The organism is Devosia sp. LjRoot16, assembly GCF_964252795.1.
GTDB lineage: Bacteria > Pseudomonadota > Alphaproteobacteria > Rhizobiales > Devosiaceae > Devosia_A.
In genome coordinates this window covers 246,657-265,431 of the sequence record NZ_CAXUPH020000005.1, presented here as the reverse complement: position 1 = coordinate 265,431, position 18,775 = coordinate 246,657, and the positions used below count along the sequence as shown (strand labels likewise).

Sequence of the window (18,775 nt, the reverse complement as noted above, 5' to 3'; positions counted from 1 at the left end):
TCAGCTTCTCAGCGAGCGCGCTTTGCACCGCCTCACCCCTCATCCGGCGCTTCGCGCCACCTTCTCCCTCGGGAGGCGCTATTGCGCCCCCTTGGAGGGGAGAAGGGAAGAGCTAAAGCCCGAACTTCTCCATCACCGCTTCGACATCGTCGCGCACGTCCTGCGCGTCGCGGCCGGAGCGCCATAGATCGTCGATCTGCTTTTTCACCGCCGGATCGAGCGCACCCCAGTTGCGCTCCCATTCCGCCAGCTTGTCGGTCCAGTAGCCGGTGATCGAGTAGCGCGTCGCCGGCCATTTCAGCTCGTGCCGCAAGTATTTGCGGATCGGCCGCACGGTCTTGGCCTCCGACGCCACCCAGACATAGACCGAGCGATCGGACGGGAACGTCATCGACCTCACCGCGTCTTCGAGCTGGCTCGCCGCGATGCCGTTGCCGGCGCCGTGGAGCCAGACGATCTTGACCTTGGCCTTGCTCTCGAACCGCTGCTCGTGGCTCTTGTCCGGCACCTCGACGATGACCCGCGCCTCAACATGCTCGGCGAGCCCCTCGAGCAGCCGGCCCAGTGCTGGCAGCCCGGTGGCATCGCAGACGAATAGCTGCCAATCCGCATCGGCAGGGGCCTCGTAGATACCGTAGGGCTCGCGCAGCACGATCTCGTCACCGGGCTCGGTCGCCTGCGCCCATTCACTCGCCCTGCCATTCTCGTGCACCACGAAGTCGAGGTCGATCTCGCCATCGCGGAAATAGCGGATGGTGTAGCACTCGCAATGCGCCGGCTTCTTGCCCTCGGGATATTTCCAGAAGCCCTGCGCATCGACCTCGGGCAGCACCAGTTCGCCGGTGGCGAGGTCGGGGAAGAACAACCGGACATACTCGTCGCCAACGCCGGTCGTCTTCAGCGCCGCGATGTCGGGGCCGCCCAGCGTCACCCGAACCATGCCGGGCGTCACCATCTGCCGGCCGATAACCGTGCCCTTGATCAGCTTCAGCGGCGCCATCGTCGAACCCATCGCCCAAAACAATGGGTACTGCGCTACTAATTCTGATGTTTGCAGTCAACTTAAGACTTGGAGTTCTGTGCGGGCGGCTCCACCCCCTCCCATCCTCCCCCATCAAGGGGGAGGTGTCGGGCCGGTGGAGTTGGCTTTGATCGCGCCTCACACTCTGAACGGCACCTCCCCTTTGATGGGGGAGGATGGGAGGGGGTGGGGCCTCAGGCTCGATGCCAGGCCCCTCACACCTTCAGTTCGATCCACACCGGCGCATGATCGCTCGCGCCATCCTCACCCCGCACCTCGCGGTCGATCCCTGCAGCCCCGAGCTTGCGCACAAGCTGCTTGCTCAACAGCATGTGGTCGAGCCTGAGCCCGGCATCGCGCGGCCAGCGGTTCCGCATGTAGTCCCAGAAGGTGTAGAGCGTCGTATCGGGGAATTTCTTCCGCAGCGCGTCGGTCCAGCCCTGGTCGAGCAGCCGCTGGAACTGCTCGCGGCTCTGCGGCTGCACCAGGGCGTTGTCGCGGTACGAGGTGGTGACGTAGATATCGCGCGGCTCGGGGACGATGTTGTAGTCGCCCGCCAGCACCACCGGCACGCCGCTGTCGAACAGCTCCGCCGCATGTTCAATCAGCCGCTCGCCCCAGCTCAGCTTGTAATCGAATTTCGGCCCCGGCTGCGGGTTGCCGTTGGGCGCGTAGAGCGAGGCGATCACCACCCCGTTGACCGCCGCCTCGATGTAACGCGCCTGCGTATCCTCGGGGTCGCCCGGCAGCGACTCTTGCGTCAGCACCGGTTCCACGCCCTTGGCGAGGATGGCGACGCCGTTCCAGCTCGCCTCGCCCCGCCACACCGCCCCATAGCCGGCATTGGCCAAAGCCGTCGCCGGGAACTGGTGATCCCTCGCCTTCAGCTCCTGCAGGCAGACGACATCGGGCTCGGCCTCATCCAGCCAGGCCAGCAGGTTATCGAGCCGCCGGTTGACGTTGTTGATGTTGAAGGTCGCGACCTTCAAGGCGCGATGCGCCCGACCCACGCCGCGACGCTGTCGGCCACTGTCTTCAGGTGATCGGCAGTCGAGAACCCCGAAATCGCCTTGCGGGGTTTCAGGTCGTGGTCGCCATCCTCGAGCCACTTCACCTCGATCTGCGGCGACAACCCATAGGTCGCGACCTCGTCGGGCACGCCGAACTCGTCGCGCGTGCCCTGGCAGATCAGCGCCGGGGTCTTGAGCCCGATCAGGTGCTTGGTGCGCAACTGCGCCGGCCGCCCCGGCGGATGAAAGGGATAGCCGAGGCAGACGAGCCCGGCGATCCGACCGGCCTCAAACTCGGCATCGGCGATCATGCTGGCAACCCGCCCGCCCATCGATTTGCCGCCGATCAGCAGCGGTCCGGTGGTCGGCCCGAGGTCGTCGATCGCCGCCACATATTCGGGCATCACCGTTTCGGCCTTCGGTGGCGGCTTCTTGCCGGCGTCGGTCCGCCGGCCCGCCATATAGCCAAACTCGAAGCGCGCCACCCGGAAGCCGGCTGCGGCGAGCGCCTTGGTGGTGGCGTTCATCGAGGCCGAGTCCATCGGCGCTCCGGCGCCATGGGCCAGGAGGATCGTCACCCGAGCATCCTCGGGGCCGTCAAAGAGAAAACTGGTCGTCATCAGCCAGCCGATTTCCGTGTGTGAAGGTCCGCATAGGCGATGCCGCGCGAGGCGGTCTTCGCCCACTCCGAGTCCTGGTCGAGTTCGAGATAGCGCACCCACCAGCGCCGCGCTTCGCCGAGGTTGCCGGCGTCATATTCGAGCGTTGCGAGGTTGTAGATCGCATCGGCATAGTCGGGGTCGATGTCGATCGCCGTCTTCAAGTGCTGGCGCGCGATGGCAATCTTGCCCTCCTCGCGCAACAGCCCGGCATAGTTGAACCACGCCTCGACGAAATCCGGGTCGCGCTTGATCGCCTGCATATAGGCGTTCGCCGCTTCGGAATTGTCGTTCGCTGCTTTGAGGCAGTTGGCCCGGTTATAGGCCGCAACGGAGTCGTTGGGGTCGATCGACAGGCAGTGGCCGTAGAGCACCGCCGCCTCGGCAAATAGCCCCGCCGCTTCCGCCGCCTCGGCGAGCGAGAAGTACTCCTCGGACTCGTCCTCGATCGGCGCCAGCGCCAGCAGCCGCTGTCCATCGAGCTCGGCCGGCTGATCGCCGATCAGCGCCCGGATGCGCTTCGGCCCGCCCGGATGCAGCGACATCGCCGTCAGCGACTGCACCGGCCCGGAGCGATGCACCGAGCGCGCAATCGCCCCCCAGGTGGCGCCGCCGGCCAGGAGCCCGGCATATTTGCGCGACAGGATCAGGTCGCGGAAAGAGAAGGGTTCCGTGTGATGCTCGAAGGCGTCGAACAGCACCAGGAGATCAAAGGCACGGGCATCGAGCTTGCTCTGATCGAGCAGCGATTGCCGGCTGAGGTTGGATTGCTCGGGCGCGCTCAACAGCCCCAGCCAGCGCAGAAAGCCGTTCTCGCTGAGGAGCGTCGCGTCGGTTTCGCGCAAGCTCGCGACCTTCAATTCGATCTCGGTGTCCGACAGCTTGTCGAGCAGTGTCCGACCCAGCACCAGCGTGCCGGTATGGCGGGTCAGGCCACGCCGCAGCCGGCTGCCCTTGGTCCCCATCGCCCGCGCCGCCAGCCGTCGCGGAAACGCGCTGAGCGCCCCCACGATACCGACAGTGCTGTCCGATTTCCGCATCAGCTGATTCTACAGGTGATGAGGGGTGATCCGCCAGCCCGGTTCGCTTGGCGGCCCCTCACCCTGGCCCTCTCCCCCCGGGAGCGCATATTGCGCCCCTTGAAGGGGCGAGGGGACGCAGTTTGCACCGGCAGTGCCACACCGCCCCCTCGCCCCTCTGGGGAGAGGGTTGGGGTGAGGGGTCGCCCAGCGCGCTGCATCCGGTGCTACGCCTTCTTCTTCGCCGCCGCCGGCTTGGCTGCTGCCGCCTTCGACGCCGCCACCGCTTCCTTCAGCGATGGCTTCTTGGCCGGCGCTGCCGGCTCGGCCTTGGCCTTGCTCGGCGCGGCAGGCTTCGCCTGCCCCAGGCTCGCCTTCAGCGCATCCATCAGGTTGATGACATTGCCGCGCTCCGGCGCTGCCGCGATGATCGGCTTGTGACCCTTGAGCTTCTCGCGGATCATCTGCATCAGCGCGACTTCGTAGCGATCCTCGTAATCCTTGGGATCGAACGGCTTGACCTTCTGCTCGATCAGCTTTTCGGCCAGCTGCAGCATCTCCGCCTCCGGCTTCACCTCGGGGATGTTGCCAAAGTACTCGGCCGTGCCGCGCACTTCGCTCGGGTTGCGGAGCACGGTGACGAACATGCCGTTCTCCCGCGCTCCGATGGTGATCACCCGCTCGCGGTTGGTCAGCACCAGCCGCGCGATGGCGAGCTTGCCCGATTGCCGCATCGCTTCGCGCAGCACAGCGAACGTCTCTTCCGCCATCGCCCCATCCGGCGCCAGGTAATAGGGCGCGTCCTGGTAGATGACGTCGACCTCGTCTTCGTCGACGAAGGCCTCGATGTTCATGGTGTGGTTGGATTCGATCCGCACCGCTTCGAGATCGCTCTCGTCGATGATGATGTACTGCTTGTCCTCGTACTCATAGCCTTTGACGAGGTCGCTGCGCTCCACCAGACCCAGCTCAGGATCAACCGGCTTCATGTTGATCCGGTTATGGGTGTCCTTGTGCAGCTGGTTGAAGGTGATCCGTTCCGACGCGCTCGTCGCCGGATACATCTTCACCGGACAGCTGACCAAACTCAGCTTGATATAGCCTTTCCAGCTTGCCCTGGGTGCCACCTTCGTCTCCTACGCGCGCGTACTACGTCCAGCCTTGGATGATGCAGGCAGAGGGCGGGCTGACAGGTTAATCTCGGCCCACGGATCGCCGGACGTGGTTAATAATCCCGGAAGCGTAGAGTAGTTCAAATCCACCGGAGCGTCGATGCTTTCGAGGTCGCGCCAGTCGAGCGGCGTCGAGGCCGGCATATTGGTCCGCGCCCTGAGCGAATAGGGCGACACCGCCGTGGCACTGCGCGCATTGCGATGGATATCGATCAGGATGCGGCGCTTGCGGTTCTGCGCCCCGATGGTGGTGACGAACGTATCGGGCGCCGTCTTCGCCATCGTCGCGGCCATCTCGCCGGTCACCGCGTGCACCTGCTTCCAGTTCTGCTTGGGCTCGATCGGCACCACCAGATGCAGCCCCTTGCCGCCCGAGGTCTTGACGAACGGCACCAGCCCGAAGGCTTCGAGCTCACCGCGCAGGTGCACCGCCGCTTCCACCACCTCGCGGAACTCGATCCCCTCGCCCGGGTCGAGATCGAAGGTCACCCGGTCGGGCTTATCGAGATGCGTCAGGTGGCTGCCCCAGGCATGGAACTCCACCACCCCGAACTGCGCCAGCGCCAGGTAGCCCTTGGCGTCCTCGATGGTGAGGTAGGTCTTGTCCTCCTCGTCGGAATTCTGCGTCTCGAATACGTTGATGCTCTTCGGCATGCCCTTGAAGGCGTGGCGCTGGAAGAAGCAGTCCTTCGACAACCCGGTCGGGCAGCGGAACAGCGACACCGGCCGGTTGAACAGATGCGGCAGCATGAAATCGCCAACCGCCGCGTAGTAGACCGCGATATCGAGCTTGGTCGGCCCGCTCTTGCCGAACAGCCGCCGCTCCGGGTTGGTGATCGTAATCGAAGCGAGGTCGGCATCGGTAATCAGCCGCTGCCGTGGCGCCGCCGAGGCGGTGAGCTCGGTCTCGATCAGCCCCTTGAACACCGAGTGCCGCAACAGCTTGTCCGAGGTGATGTTGGCGTAGTGCACCTTGCAGCGCAGCACCGGCTGCACCCAGATGATGTCCTTGGGCGCGCCCTCGAGCTTCAGCGCCGGATCCTGCAACGGCTCAAGCCGGCGCAAGAGCTGCGCCAGCATCGGCGCATCGAACCCGGTGCCGCATTTGCCGCGATACTCGAGCTCGCCATCAACGAACTCGGCCAGCGCCAGCGAGGCCAGCCCTTCAGCAGCCGCCGACACGGTATAACCTGCTATGACGAAGTCGCCGACGGGCTTGGCCTTCACCTTCACCCAGGTCGAGGTGCGGCCCGACTGGTACGTGGCGTTGGTGCGCTTCGAGACGATGCCCTCGAGCCCCAGTTCCGAGGCTCGTTCGTAGAGCGCCTCGCCGTCGCCCGCGACATGGTCGCTGAGCTGGATGGCCGAACGCCCGGAGACGTGCCCGCCCAGCATCTGCGCCAGCAGTTGCTTGCGGTCGGTGAGCCATACTCCCCTGAGGTCGTAGCCATCGAGATAGAGCATGTCGAACGCATAGAAATGCAGCTTGCTGCCGGCGCCCTCCGACAGCGCATCCTGCAGCGCCGAAAAGCGGGAGATGCCCCGCTCGTCCAGCACCACGATCTCGCCGTCGATGATCGCCTGCTTGACCGGAAGCTTCGCAAACTCCTTGGGCAGGTCGCCATAGCGCTTGGTCCAGTCGATACCGCTGCGGGTGATCAGCTTCACCTTGCCGTCGATCACGTGGGCGATGGTGCGGTAGCCGTCGAACTTGATCTCGTGCACCCACTGCGCCGCCCGCGTCTCCTGCGGCGGCTCGGTGGCCGAGGCGGCGAGCTGCGGCTCCACCTGTTCGGGCGGCGGCGCCTTCACCGCGCCCGTGACGGCGGAGGCCTTCAGCAACTTGATCGGTTTCGGCTTCGCCGCCTCCAGCAACTGCTCGGTGGTGAGGCCGGATTTCACGCTCTCGGGTCGCTCAGCGAGGATATCGGTCTCGGTATCGACGGCCGGATCGTGCTCCTTGAACAGCAGCCAGTTTTCCTTGTCGTTATCGCCCGGGCGGCCCTTGAGCTTGGTCAGCATCCAGCCGCCCTTCAGCTTTTCGCCCCATAGCCGGAACTTGAAGCCGCCCTTCCTGAGGCCGGCGTCGACATCCTCCATCGGCGCCCAGTCGCCGGTGTCCCAGACGATCATCGGCCCGCCGCCATACTCGCCTTCGGGGATCACCCCCTCGAAGTCGATATATTCGATCGGATGGTCCTCGGTATGCACCGCCAGCCGCTTGTCGGCCGGGTTGAGCGACGGGCCGCGCGGCACCGCCCAGCTCAGCAGCACCCCATCATGCTCGAGGCGGAGGTCATAGTGGTCGGCGGTGGCCGAATGCTTGTGCACCACGAAGCGCGTACTGCCGGACGCCACAGCGCCACCGGCGGGCTCCATGGTTTTGGAGAAGTCGCGTTTCCCGCGGTACTTGTTGAGCTTGGTCTCGGCCATGGCGCGAAGCTAGAGCATTTCACGATTGAATTGCAGTGCCTTGGCTGCTGGATAGCTCGGTGGCTACCCCCCTCACCCGTCTCGGCCTTCGGCCGATCCACCCTCTCCCCGACGGGGAGAGGAACAAGGGGCGACCGCTGAGCTATCCGGATTCTTCTCCCCGTCGGGGAGAAGGTGGCGCGTAGCGCCGGATGAGGGGAGAGCCACGATGGGCAGCGGCATTGGTGGCAATGTCAGCCCGTCTCAGTCCAACCGCCGAGCCGACTGCCGGAAGATCAGTTCCGGTTTGAGCTGCGTGCTTCGCGGCAGCGGCACGCCGCGATCGAGGTGGTTGATCGCTGCTTCCGCCGCCTGCGCCCCGAGGTCGGCGATCGGTTGCCGCACCGTGGTCAGCGGCGGGAAGAAATGCGCTGCCGACTCGATGTCGTCATAGCCCACCACCGAGATTTCGCCGGGGATCTCGACCCCCGCATCGTGCAGCCCATGCAGCAGCCCGATCGCCATGATGTCGCTGAGCGCAAAGATCGCCTCGGGTCGCGGCCCCGGTCGCCCGAGGATCTGACGCGCTGCTGCGAGCCCGCCATCCATGGTGAGGTCGGTGCGGACCAGCCAGTCCCCGTCGAGCGCTATGCCATGCGCCGCGAGCCCCGCCGTCAGCCCGGCGATGCGATCGGCCATACGCGGGTGGCTCTCCGGCCCCGAGACGCAGACAATGCGCCGGAAGCCTGCTTTCGCCAGATAGGCGCCGACCAGCCGTCCGCCTTCAATCGAGTCGTCGGAAAATACCGACGCCACCGTGTCGGCCGGTGCATCGATCGCCACCACCGGCACGCGCTTGATTTGTCCGAGCCGGCGGAAGAACTCCGGGCTGGCATTGGTGGTCATCACCACCACCGCGTCGACCCGCTTGGTGAACAGCGTCCGCATATAGGCGACGAGGTTGGTCGCCACGTCGTCGGTGTTGCAGATCATCAACGTGTAGCCATGCTTGAAGCAGGCCCGCTCCACCCCACGGATCACCTCGCCGAAGAACGGGTTCGAGGTGGTGGTGACAATCATCCCGATGGTCCGCGTCCGGCTCGACTGCAGGGCGCGCGCCACGTCGGACGGGAAATAGCCGAGATCGGCAATCGCGGCGTTGACCCGGCGGGCCGCGTCCTCGCTCACCGGGCGGGAGTTGTTGATCACATGGGAGACGGTCGTGAACGAGACGTTCGCGCGTTTGGCAACGTCCTTGATGGTGACCATTGCTGCTCCCGGGACCCCTTCCTAGCCGCGCGACCTCGACTTGAGCCAGCGGTCGAAGGCCACGGCGACGATCAGGATCAGGCCGATGACGATGGACTGCGTGTAGGACGAGACATTGTTGAACTGCAACCCGTTCTGCAGCACGCCGATCAGCGCCGCGCCGACCACGGTGCCGCCAACGCTGCCGATGCCGCCGAACAACGAAGTGCCGCCGATCACCACCGCAGAGATCACCGTCAGCTCGTAGCCGATGCCGGCCACCGCCTCGGACGAGTTGAGCCGTGCGGAGAGGACGAACGCCGCGAGCCCGGCAAAGAACCCGACAATGACATAGACCGAGATCAGGATGCGATCGACGCGCAGGCCCGAAAGCCGCGCCGCCTCGGCATTGCCACCCACCGCATAGACCGCGCGGCCATAGCGGGTGTAGCGCAGCACCAGGTGGCAGAGCAGCGCCGCCACCGCAAAGATGATCACCGGCACCGGCACCGGCCCGACCAGCCCAGTGCCGAACCAGCGCATCGAGGCATCGAACCCGGAGATCGGCCCGCCATTGGAGAGCGTCAGCGTCAGCCCGCGGAAGATCGTCAAGCCGCCCAGCGTCACGACGAATGGCGGTACCTTCAGCCGGGTAATCGCCAGCCCCTGTACGCCGCCGGCCAGCGAGCCGACGACCACTGCCGCCAGCAGCGCCGCGAACCAGCCAAAGCCTTGCCCGCCACCGGCTGACAATGACATCGAGTTGGCCGTGCCGCCCTTCGCCACCACTGCCGCCACCATGCCGCAGAAGGCGAGGAGCGAGCCGACGCTGAGGTCGATGCCGGCGGTGAGAATGACGAAGGTCATCCCCAGCGCGATCAGCCCGGTGATCGAGATCTGCCGCATGATGTTGAACACGTTGATCGGGTCGATGAAGCTCGGCTTCAGCGCCGTGAACACCACCACCAGCGCCAACAGGAACAGCAGCGGCCCGAAGCGCTTCAGGATGCCGAAGGTGTTGGGGCCCTTCTTTTCGGCGGGTTCGGTTGTCGTCGTCATCTGGTCTCCCCCTGCCGCTGGTCGAGCGCCATCAGCGCCATCAGTTTTTCTTCCGTCGCGTCCACTGCCGGCATCTCGCCGGTGATCCGCCCCTGCCGCATGGTGACGATCCGGTCGCTCACCGCCAGCACCTCGGGCAGCTCGGACGAGATCACCATCACCGCGATGCCACGCGCCGCGAGCTGCACCAGGATCTGGTGCACCTCCGCCTTGGCCCCGACATCGACGCCGCGCGTCGGCTCGTCGACGATCAGCACTTTGGGGTCGCGCGCCAGCCAGCGGGCGAGGATCACCTTCTGCTGGTTGCCGCCCGACAGCCCGTCGATCGATTGCTCCGGCGATGCCATGCGGATGGAAAGCGCCTTCTTGTATTCGGCCAGCGCCGCGCGCTCCTTGCCCTCGGCCATCAATCCCAGCCCGTTGGAATAGGCCCTGAGCGCCGCCACCGAGAAATTCTGCAGGATGCCCAGCATGGAAAAGATCGCCTGGTGCTTCCGATCCTCCGGCACCAGCCCGATGCCCAGTTCGATCGCGTCGGCGGGCGAAGCCGGCGCAATAGCCTTGCCATCGAGTGTCACCGTACCGGCAGCAATCCGATCGGCCCCGAAGATGGCGCGCGCCAGTTCGGTGCGACCGGAACCGACCAGCCCGGCCACGCCGAGAATTTCGCCGGCCTTGAGATCGATATCGACGCCATCGAGCACGATGGCATGCGGTGCTTCCGGGTCGCGCACGGTGCGCAAGCCCCTGACGCTGAGCCGCACCGCGCCGGCGGCGTTGCGCTGCGTCGGCCGGGCGTAGAGTTCCGATGCCGCCCGCCCCACCATCTTTTCGATGATCTGCGGGATCGGGATCGGCGTATCGGTGCGATTGAGATGCCCGGCGAGCCGCCCGTCGCGCAGCACCGTCATCCGGTCGCAGATCGCCGAGGCCTCCTCGAGCCGATGTGTCACGAACATGATGGCGACGCCCTCGGTGCGCAGCTGCTTCATGATCCGCAGCAGCTGGCTGACCTCGGTCTCGGTCAGCGCCGAGGTCGGCTCGTCCATGATGATCAGCCGGCTTTCGAGCGACAGCGCCCGCGCAATCTCCACCAGTTGCTGCTCGGCCACCGACAGCGCCGATACCGGCGTGTCGGGGTCGATGCCGAGCCCCACCCGGGCAATGATGCCGGTGGTCTCGCGCCGCATCCGCCGCCAGTCGATAATACCGAACGCCCCCAGCGGCGCCCGCCCGATGAAGATGTTCTCGGCCACCGACAGCGTCGGGATCAAGCTCAGTTCCTGGTAGATGGTGACGATGCCGGCGCGCTTGGCTGCGTCCGGGCTGTGCGGCCGATAGTCGGCGCCATCGAACACGATGCGCCCGCTGGTCGGCGGCTGCGCCCCGGAGAGAATCTTTAAGAGCGTCGATTTGCCCGCGCCGTTCTCACCGAGCAGCCCGAGGATTTCTCCCCGCCGCACCTCGAGCGAAACGTCGTTGAGCGCCACAACGCCAGCAAAATGCTTGGAGACGCCGACCACTTCGAGAAGCGGCGGCGCGAGTTGTTCCGCGGCGGCAACTGCAGCCATCGGTCCCCTCCCCAATAGTTAGTGCCTCTGACGCACCAATGGCCGCGATGCTTGCACATCGCACCACTGGCGCGCCAGTTGGCGGGAGGAAGTTTACCCGGCTTCGCCGATGCGCTCGGCCTTGTCGAGATTGTCCTTGCCGATGACCACCGGGGTCAGCAGCACCAGCTTCTCGGCCGGCTCGGTCTTGTCCTTGGCATAGGCCACCGCGATCCGCACCGCGGTGCGCGATTGCTCGCCCGGGAACTGCTCGACGGTGCCGGCGAGCGTGCCGTCACGCACTGCGACCAGCGCTTCGGGCAGCGCGTCGAAGCCGTAGATCTTCACGTCGGTGAAGCCACGGGCCGCGCAGGCTTCGATGGCGCCAAGCGCCATGTCGTCATTGGCGCAGATGATCGCATCGGGCTTGCCGTTGGCAGCAAGGCCCGCCTCGGTGACCGACAGCGCTTCGGCGCGGGCGAAGTTGGCGGTCTGCTCGAAGATGATCTGGTACTTGTCCTTGATCGGGTCGATGACGTTGTGCACGCCCTTGTTGCGATCGATCGCCGGGCCGGCGCCGGGCTGGCCCTGCAGGTGGAAGATCTTCGCGCCATTGGGGAAGGCATCGACCAGCGCCTGCGCTTCAGCCTCGCCACCCTTGACGTTGTCGGCGCCGACATGGGCGAGGATGCCCTCGACCCCATCGACGCGACGATCGATGGTCACCACCGGCACGCCGGCCTGCACCGCCTGCTCGATCGCCGGCGCCAGCGCATTGACGTCGAGCGGCGAGATGACGATGGCGTTGACCTTCTGGACGATCGCCGCCTCGATATCGGCCGTCTGCTTGGGCGCCGAGTTCTGGCCGTCGCTCTCGATGATGTTGACGCCCTGTGCTTCGGCCTCAACTTTGATCTGGTTCAGCATGTGCACGAAGAACGGGAAGCCGAGACTGGGCACCGAGCCCAGGATGGTCAGCTTGTCCTGCGCGAAGGCACTGGGAGCAGCAACGGCGAGCGCGCCGAGCGCCACCGAAGACAACAGGAAACTGCGTCTATCCATGAATCTATCCTCCTCTGAGCGCCCGACGCGGGTTGTTTGACCTCATCCACGGGCCCAAGGAAGCTACTTGCTCGCAAACGTTTGCGCAAGCGCTGACATGTTAGTGTTTGCTTCGACTTTGGTGGAAATGCTTGGGCACGTACCTCAGGCGAGTTGGCCGCGAGGATTGTATCCAACCACCCCCTTGCGGGGAGGAACAAGGGTGGGGGGCACAGTGCGCCGGTGCGTGTGGCTCTCCCCCCTCCCATCCTCCCCCACAAGGGGGGAGGTGCCGTTCAGTGCTTGGAGCAGAATCTAGCCAACCCACCAGCCCGACACCTCCCCCTTGATGGGGGAGGACGGGAGGGGGTGGGGCCGCAGACACGATGCAAGCCCTAGTAATCGCTCTCATAAAACACGCCGAAGCTGGAGTCGCCGTCCGTGCCGGTCGAAACCTTGGCCCGGACGTCTTTGGTGATGTCGAGGTTCACCGTCACTCGCGAATTACCGTCCGCCCCGGCCTGGACACCGAGATAAATATTGTCCTGGAGGTATGCGCCCGCCTGCACCGCGAGGCTGCCGTCCTCGTTGGTGACCACGTCGAGATCGTCGAGCCCGGCCTTGGCGCGGAGCGAGTCGACCAAGGAGCCACCACCGCCGCCGGCCAGCTCCGCGGCAGCGCCGGCGAGCTTGGCCAACTGGATCGGGGTCAGTTCGCCCATCGAGCGCTTGAACAACAGCCGCGACAGCACCTCGTCTTCCGGCAACACCGGGTTGGAGCTGAAGCCGATATCGAGCTCCGAAACGCGGCCGGTGACATTGACGAATACCGTGATGCCATCGCCTTCGGTGCGCGCGGTGAAATCGAGGAACGGGTCGAGATCGCCGACCAGCGTCACTGAACCTTCCTCGAAGGTGACACGCTGACCGAGGATGGCGAGCCGCCCGCGATTGAGCTGGAAGCCGCCGACCGGGCGGATGTCGTTGACCGAACCGGTGAGCCGCACCGAGCCACCGACTTCGGCGTCCAATCCGCGGCCGCGGATAAAGATCTGGTTAGGGGCGCTGACATTGACGTCGAGCTGCACCACCGAGGGCCGCCGCTGCGGCAGCGGTGCGCCCGACGCCGTCACGGCAGCGCGCTTCAGCGTCACCAGCACCGGCTTCGGCGCATTAAGATGTTTGGCGTCGATGATCGTCCCGGCTGCGCCGAGCGAATCCGGGATGGTGATATCGGCCTTCTCGATCATCACATTGCCTGACAGCATCGGGCTGGCGTCAAGCCGGCCTTTCAGCGCCAGGTCGCCCGAGACGGTGGCGACGAACATGTTGCCATCGGCATAGCGCGCCGAGTTGAGCCGCACTGCGATATCGGCCGGGTTGCCGGCGCCGAGCCCGACCGAACCGCCGACCGACAGCGACCCGCCGGTAGCGAGCCCGGCGGTCAGGCTGTCGATATTGATGCGGTTGCCGGCGAGGCTGGCGCGGCCGGTGATATCGACCAGCCTCAGGTTCAGCGCCGGATCGATGTAACCCGAGCCGCTGGTCGAAACCGTGCCGGCGAATTGCGGCGAGCCGAGGCTGCCGGTCACCCGCGCATTGAGGTTGGCGGTGCCGCTGAGCTGGCCGCCGCGGTCGGCGACAAAACGGTTGCCGAGCGCCAGCGGCGCCGAGCCCTGCACCTCGACCGCGAGACCGCGCCCGTTCAGCGGCACCCGGCCGCTGGCCGTCAGTTGCAGGCCACCCGCGCCCTGTGCGGAAGCGCTCTCCAGCACCAGCGTCTGCTTGGCGAAACTGCCGCGCCCGGAAAACTGCATCGGCGTAATGCCGAACTCGCTGATCGCCGCAGCGGAGACGCCCGAGCCGGAAATGCTGAAACTGGCAGCCGGATCGGAGGCCGAGCCGGTGATCCGGCCGCTGCCGTTCAGCGTACCGGCAAGGCCGAGGTCGGGCGCGATGGCATTGGCGATCGACAGCGGCAGGGCCTGCACCTCGAGCGCGATATCGAGCTTGGCGCCGGCGCTGCCGGTGGCCGAGATGCGCCCACCGCCGACATCGAGTTGCACCGCGTCGAGGCGGACAGTGTCACCGGCAATGGCCAGCGCCGTCGGTTGCGCCAGGCGGGCTCGCAACTGTCCCTGGGTCAGCTCGGCCCGGTCGAGCGCCAGCCGATAGCCGGCCTCGAGCGGCGCGAGGCTGCCAGCCAGCGCCACATTGGTGCGGTTGGCCAGCGCCGCCGTGAGGTCGAACGCCGTGGCCTCACCGCTGCGCGAGGCCTGCGCCTCAAGCGTGTCGATGCTGATGCCACCGGCGGCGATGGCGCGGCCGTTCACCGTGCCATCAATGGCCGGCACCCCGAACAGATCCGACACCGAAGCGCGGATTTCGGCGGCGCCGATCTCGATATCGGAGGTCGCGAGCTTGGCGATCGAGCCGATAATCTCCGCACTCTGCTTGCCGCCAGCCGGCGTCAGCGTGATCGAGGCATCGGCACTGCCGGTGGCATCGACCAGCAGCAATGCCGCGGCCGTCGTGACATTGGGCGAGGCGAGCGTCAGCTCCCCGGTCAACAACCCATCGGCATCCTGCACCACATCGCCGCTGATCAGCGTCGGGCCAGCCTCGAAGCGCAGACCGGTCAGCCGCTTGGTCTTGGCGTCCACCGCGACATCGCCACCCAGCGCGACGCGGAACCGCTCGAGGAACGCATCGCCCTTCAGTTGTCCGGTCAGCGTACCGTCCTCGGCGAGCTGCCCGGTAAAGCCGAAGGCTGCGTCCGACAGCGATTTACCGGCCAGTGCGCCGCTCGGCACTTTCGCCGCGACATCGAGCGCGATGGCGCCCTTGCCCCGTGCCGTGCCGGTGAGCGTCAGCGCGCCCTTCGCCTGGTCGGAAACCAGCGCCAGGTCGGCAAGCGCGGCACTGAAGCTGAAATCCGCGGCGCCGGTGGCGAAGGTGCCGTCGGCGGCAATCTGCACATTGTCATTGGCGATGCGGAACGCTTCCGCCTCGAGCCCCTCGGCGGTGCGCGCCACGCGGCCGCTGAGCTTGACCGTGCCTTCAAGCACCTGGTCGAGCGCCGGCTCGGAGAGCGCGAGATTATCCGCGGTGCCGTCGAGCTTCAGGTTGAAGCCGCCGATCAGCGGGCTCACCGTGCCGGTGGCGGTAAGGTGCATTGCGCCATCGAGGTCGCGCCCGGCGACGCCCGAAAACGGCGCGATCGAGCTGGTCTCGATCGCCACCTGGCCGTCGAACACATTGTCGTCGATGGTGCCGGCGGCGCCGAGGCTCAGCGCCTTGCCGACCAGCCGGAACTGCGCCAGTTGCAGCGGCTCGCCGGCATTCCACAACCCGGCGAGCCCGAGCCCGGCACTGTCGCCCAGAGCCGCCTGCACATCGGCATCGGCGGAGACAATCCCCGAGACCATGCCGTCGGCATTGAAGGTCAGCCGGCGACCGGCCGGATCTTCGAGATTGCTGGCAATGCCGTTGCCGCGCAGCGTTATCTCGCTCGCTCTGAGTCCGCCGTTGGCGAAGCCGTTGGCGACGAGGTCGGCCGACCAGTCGTCGCTGCCCGCGCCGCTGAAATCCACGTTGAGCGTGGCGCTGTCGATGCTGGTCGCCGCGCCCGGCGCCGGCAGGATGACGCGGTTGCCGGCAGGATCGGCGATGGTCGCGGCGAGGTTCAGCCGGCTGAGGAAGCCATCCGCCGTAGTCGTGCCGGATGCCTCGAGCCCAAGTTGCCCGCCGCTGAGCTTCAACCCGGAGATCTCGACGCCACCGGCCGAGCGGAGCAGCGCCGAGGCCTTGAGCGAGGTTTGGGCCCCGAAGAACGGCTGATAAGCCGGCGCCACCAGCATGCCGATCGCCCCGCCGAGATCGGCATCCACCGCCATACCTTCGGGCTTCTGGACGATCGTCGCCAGGCCCTCGAGCGCCCGCTTGCCGCCGGCATCGAGCGTCATGGTCGTCCGGAGGTCGGCGACCGGCCCGGAACCGTTGACCGCCAGCGCCATCTCGGGCTTGCCCTCGATATTGAGCAGGTTGGCGAGAATACCGTTCGGCGGTTCGGTCAGCGTCACCCCGACATCGATGCTGTTATCGGCCCGCTTGTAGGCGACGGCAACATCGAGCTTGCCGCCCGGCCCGTCGAGCCGCACGATATTGAGCGCGGTATCGAGCGAGCCGCCTTCCAGCCGGAAGTTGCCGTCGACCGAAATCTCCGAGCCCAGCCCGAAGACGTTCTCGCCGAACGTCACCTTGGGGATGCTCAGCTTGTCGAGCTGGATCGCCACCGGGAAATCCGGGATCGCCAGCGGTGCCGCTTCCGGCGCCGGCAGGTTCGGGTCGCCGCTCGGGATGGCGTTGCGCAGGTACTCGATGCTGTCGGCGGTCAGCGACCTGACAAGCAGGCGGCCGGTGAACAGCGCCCCCTGGTCCCAGTCGATCGCCGCATTGTTGACCCGCAGCCACACCCCCTCCTTATCGGAGATAGTGACCTCGCGGATCGAGGCGGTCGACGACAGTGCGCCATCGATATTGGAGATGCGAATCTGCCGCTCCGGCGTCGACAACTGCCCTTCGACGAAGCCGACGAACCAGTCCCTCTGCTGCTCGGCGCTCATCTGGCCCTGGTCCTGCGCGACCAGCGGCATCGCGGCCAGAAGGCCGAAGCCGAGCATCATGCCGGTGGCGAGAACCCGTTTCAAAACGCCTGTCCTATGCCGACATAGAGCGCATAATCCGGATCGCCGGGCCGCTTGTTGAGCGGCACCGCCACATCGAGCCGCAGCGGCCCGAGCCCGGTATAGTAGCGAACGCCCGCGCCGACACCGAGGCGCAACTGGTCGAGGCCCGGGAACTCCTCGGCCGCGACATAGCCGCCATCGACGAAGGCGACGATGCCGATATCGTTGGTGACCTTGTAGCGCGCCTCGAGCGAGCCCTCGATCAGGTACTTGCCGCCGGTGACCGTATCGCCAGGTCCATCGACGCCGATGCTCTTGAAACCATAACCGCGCACCGACCCGCCACCGCCGGCAAAGAACAGCCGATCGGGCGGGATTTCATCAATCGCCGGCCCGACCAGCGCGCCGACCTTGGCGCGACCGGCCAGCACCAGTTGCTTGTCGCCCATGACGCTGAGGTAACCGCGCACTTCGGCGGTCGTCCGGAACGCCGGGTTGCCGTAGTAGAACTCGTAGAACGGCTCCGCCGTCACATTGACGTAGAACCCTTCTGTCGCATCCTGGGGGTTGTCGCGCGCATCCCAGATCAGCCCACCGGTGAGCCCGGCGAGCGAGAAGTTGCGGGTGCCGAAATCGTCCTCGAACAGCGAGCGCTCGTAGAAGGCCGAGCCGTCCAGCGTCAGCTGGTCGAACAGATACTGCGTCAGCCCCACCCGCGCCGAAGCCGAAGTCTCGGTATAGGCCGGCAAAACGCTGCGCTCGGCCGACACTGCAGCGACGAGATCGTTGTCGGGGTTGAGGAAGCCCGGCTTGGTGAAAGTGCCGCCAAAAGCGTAGTCGAACTCCTCGGTGGCAATCGGCCAGTTGATGCCCGCGACCTTGGCGTCGAGCCTGAGCCGCTCGGCCCGCCCGAACAGGTTGCGCCACAGGTGGAAGCCCTCGATGCCCAGCCCGTCGATGGTCGAGTAGGTGGCGCCGACGCCGAAGCGCCGCTCCGCCTGCTCTTCGACGATGACGTTGAACGGCAGCACTCCGTCATTGCCGATGGCGCCTGCCGCCTCGATCCGCATGGCGCGAAACACGTCGAGCCGCGCCAGCCGCTTTTCGGCCCGCGCGATATCGTCGGGGTCATAATCCGCGCCGGCGATCAACCCGGTCTGCTGCGCGACGAAATCAGGATCCATGCGAGTCGTCCCGGTGACCCCCACAGGCCCGACCGTCGCATGCCGTCCCGGCGCCACGGTGATGGTGACATCGACGGTGTCGCTGGCGTGGTCGGCGACCACCTGCCGGTCGACCACCGCCGCCTCGGCATAACCCTGCTGCCGCCAGGCATCGACCGCCAGTTGCTCGACCCGCCCGACCACCGTGGCCCTCGCCACGAGACCCGCGCCGAACCCCGCGATTTCCGGCTGCTCGACCTCGTCGCCGGCCTCGCTGGCGATGGGTGCCCGGTTGCTGATCTTGACGTTGCCGAAGCGGAACAGCGGGCCGGCATCGACCTTCAGCACCACCGCCACCGGATCGGGCAGGTCGGTATCAATCGGCAGGTTTGCCGCCTCCCTGCCACCGACCAGGATGCTGATCGCCCCGCCGTAATAGCCCTGGTTATAGAGCGCCGCGAGAATGCGCCGATAATCGCTACGTGCCCTTGCCAACAGCCCTGCTGCACCGGAAGCCGGCGTCGCCTGATCGGCAATCAGCGCCGAGGCGCCGCGGATGGCGTTGGCCACGTCGCCGGTCGCTGTGGTTTCGAGCGTCGCCGTATAGGTCTGCGGATCGCCGATCACCGCATCAGCATCGATCTCGCTCTGATCCTCGAACAGCTTGATGCCGAAGAACTCAAAGGCCGACGCTCCCGGCACCAGCAATGGCGCCAGGGCCAGCATGGCCAGA

At 66.3% G+C, this 18,775-nt stretch carries 12 protein-coding genes; all 12 read right to left on the bottom strand.

Annotated elements, in window-relative coordinates; translation table 11 throughout:
- Nucleotides 1–112: 112 nt before the first annotated feature.
- Nucleotides 113–1,000 (bottom strand): siderophore-interacting protein, encoded by an 888-nt coding sequence (locus ACSQ23_RS22615; RefSeq protein WP_436091988.1) that lies wholly within the window; start codon nucleotides 998–1,000, stop codon nucleotides 113–115.
- A 236-nt stretch (nucleotides 1,001–1,236) separates the two neighbouring features.
- Nucleotides 1,237–2,010, bottom strand: coding sequence for an exodeoxyribonuclease III (locus tag ACSQ23_RS22610; RefSeq protein ID WP_055999991.1), 774 nt, complete (start codon nucleotides 2,008–2,010; stop codon nucleotides 1,237–1,239).
- Nucleotides 2,007–2,651: an alpha/beta hydrolase family protein gene (locus ACSQ23_RS22605; protein WP_436091987.1), complete on the bottom strand. Its 645-nt coding sequence runs from the start codon at nucleotides 2,649–2,651 to the stop codon at nucleotides 2,007–2,009. The genes ACSQ23_RS22610 and ACSQ23_RS22605 overlap by 4 nt, the downstream gene beginning before the upstream one ends.
- The gene (locus ACSQ23_RS22600) at nucleotides 2,651–3,730 is read right to left on the bottom strand and encodes a tetratricopeptide repeat protein (RefSeq protein ID WP_436091986.1); all 1,080 of its coding nucleotides are present in this window, start codon (nucleotides 3,728–3,730) and stop codon (nucleotides 2,651–2,653) included. Before ACSQ23_RS22600 ends, ACSQ23_RS22605 begins: the two co-directional genes overlap by 1 nt.
- Before the next feature lie 206 nt (nucleotides 3,731–3,936).
- Nucleotides 3,937–4,836: a Ku protein gene (locus ACSQ23_RS22595; RefSeq protein ID WP_436091985.1), complete on the bottom strand. Its 900-nt coding sequence runs from the start codon at nucleotides 4,834–4,836 to the stop codon at nucleotides 3,937–3,939.
- Between the two features lie 9 nt (nucleotides 4,837–4,845).
- Nucleotides 4,846–7,314: a DNA ligase D gene (gene ligD / locus ACSQ23_RS22590; RefSeq protein WP_436091984.1), complete on the bottom strand. Its 2,469-nt coding sequence runs from the start codon at nucleotides 7,312–7,314 to the stop codon at nucleotides 4,846–4,848.
- A gap of 243 nt (nucleotides 7,315–7,557) precedes the next feature.
- Complete coding sequence (locus tag ACSQ23_RS22585; RefSeq protein ID WP_055999226.1) at nucleotides 7,558–8,562, bottom strand: LacI family DNA-binding transcriptional regulator; 1,005 nt, start codon at nucleotides 8,560–8,562, stop codon at nucleotides 7,558–7,560.
- 21 nt (nucleotides 8,563–8,583) lie between these two features.
- Nucleotides 8,584–9,600, bottom strand: a complete 1,017-nt coding sequence (locus tag ACSQ23_RS22580; RefSeq protein ID WP_436091983.1) for an ABC transporter permease — start codon at nucleotides 9,598–9,600, stop codon at nucleotides 8,584–8,586.
- Nucleotides 9,597–11,171 carry a sugar ABC transporter ATP-binding protein gene (locus ACSQ23_RS22575; protein ID WP_436091982.1) on the bottom strand — a complete coding sequence of 525 codons (1,575 nt, stop codon included), beginning with the start codon at nucleotides 11,169–11,171 and terminating at the stop codon, nucleotides 9,597–9,599. The genes ACSQ23_RS22580 and ACSQ23_RS22575 overlap by 4 nt, the downstream gene beginning before the upstream one ends.
- A gap of 93 nt (nucleotides 11,172–11,264) precedes the next feature.
- Nucleotides 11,265–12,212 (bottom strand): substrate-binding domain-containing protein, encoded by a 948-nt coding sequence (locus ACSQ23_RS22570; RefSeq protein WP_436091981.1) that lies wholly within the window; start codon nucleotides 12,210–12,212, stop codon nucleotides 11,265–11,267.
- 374 nt (nucleotides 12,213–12,586) lie between these two features.
- Nucleotides 12,587–16,900 carry a translocation/assembly module TamB domain-containing protein gene (locus tag ACSQ23_RS22565; RefSeq protein ID WP_436091980.1) on the bottom strand — a complete coding sequence of 1,438 codons (4,314 nt, stop codon included), beginning with the start codon at nucleotides 16,898–16,900 and terminating at the stop codon, nucleotides 12,587–12,589.
- Nucleotides 16,897–18,768: an autotransporter assembly complex protein TamA gene (locus ACSQ23_RS22560; protein WP_436091979.1), complete on the bottom strand. Its 1,872-nt coding sequence runs from the start codon at nucleotides 18,766–18,768 to the stop codon at nucleotides 16,897–16,899. Before ACSQ23_RS22560 ends, ACSQ23_RS22565 begins: the two co-directional genes overlap by 4 nt.
- Between the last annotated feature and the right edge of the window lie 7 nt (nucleotides 18,769–18,775).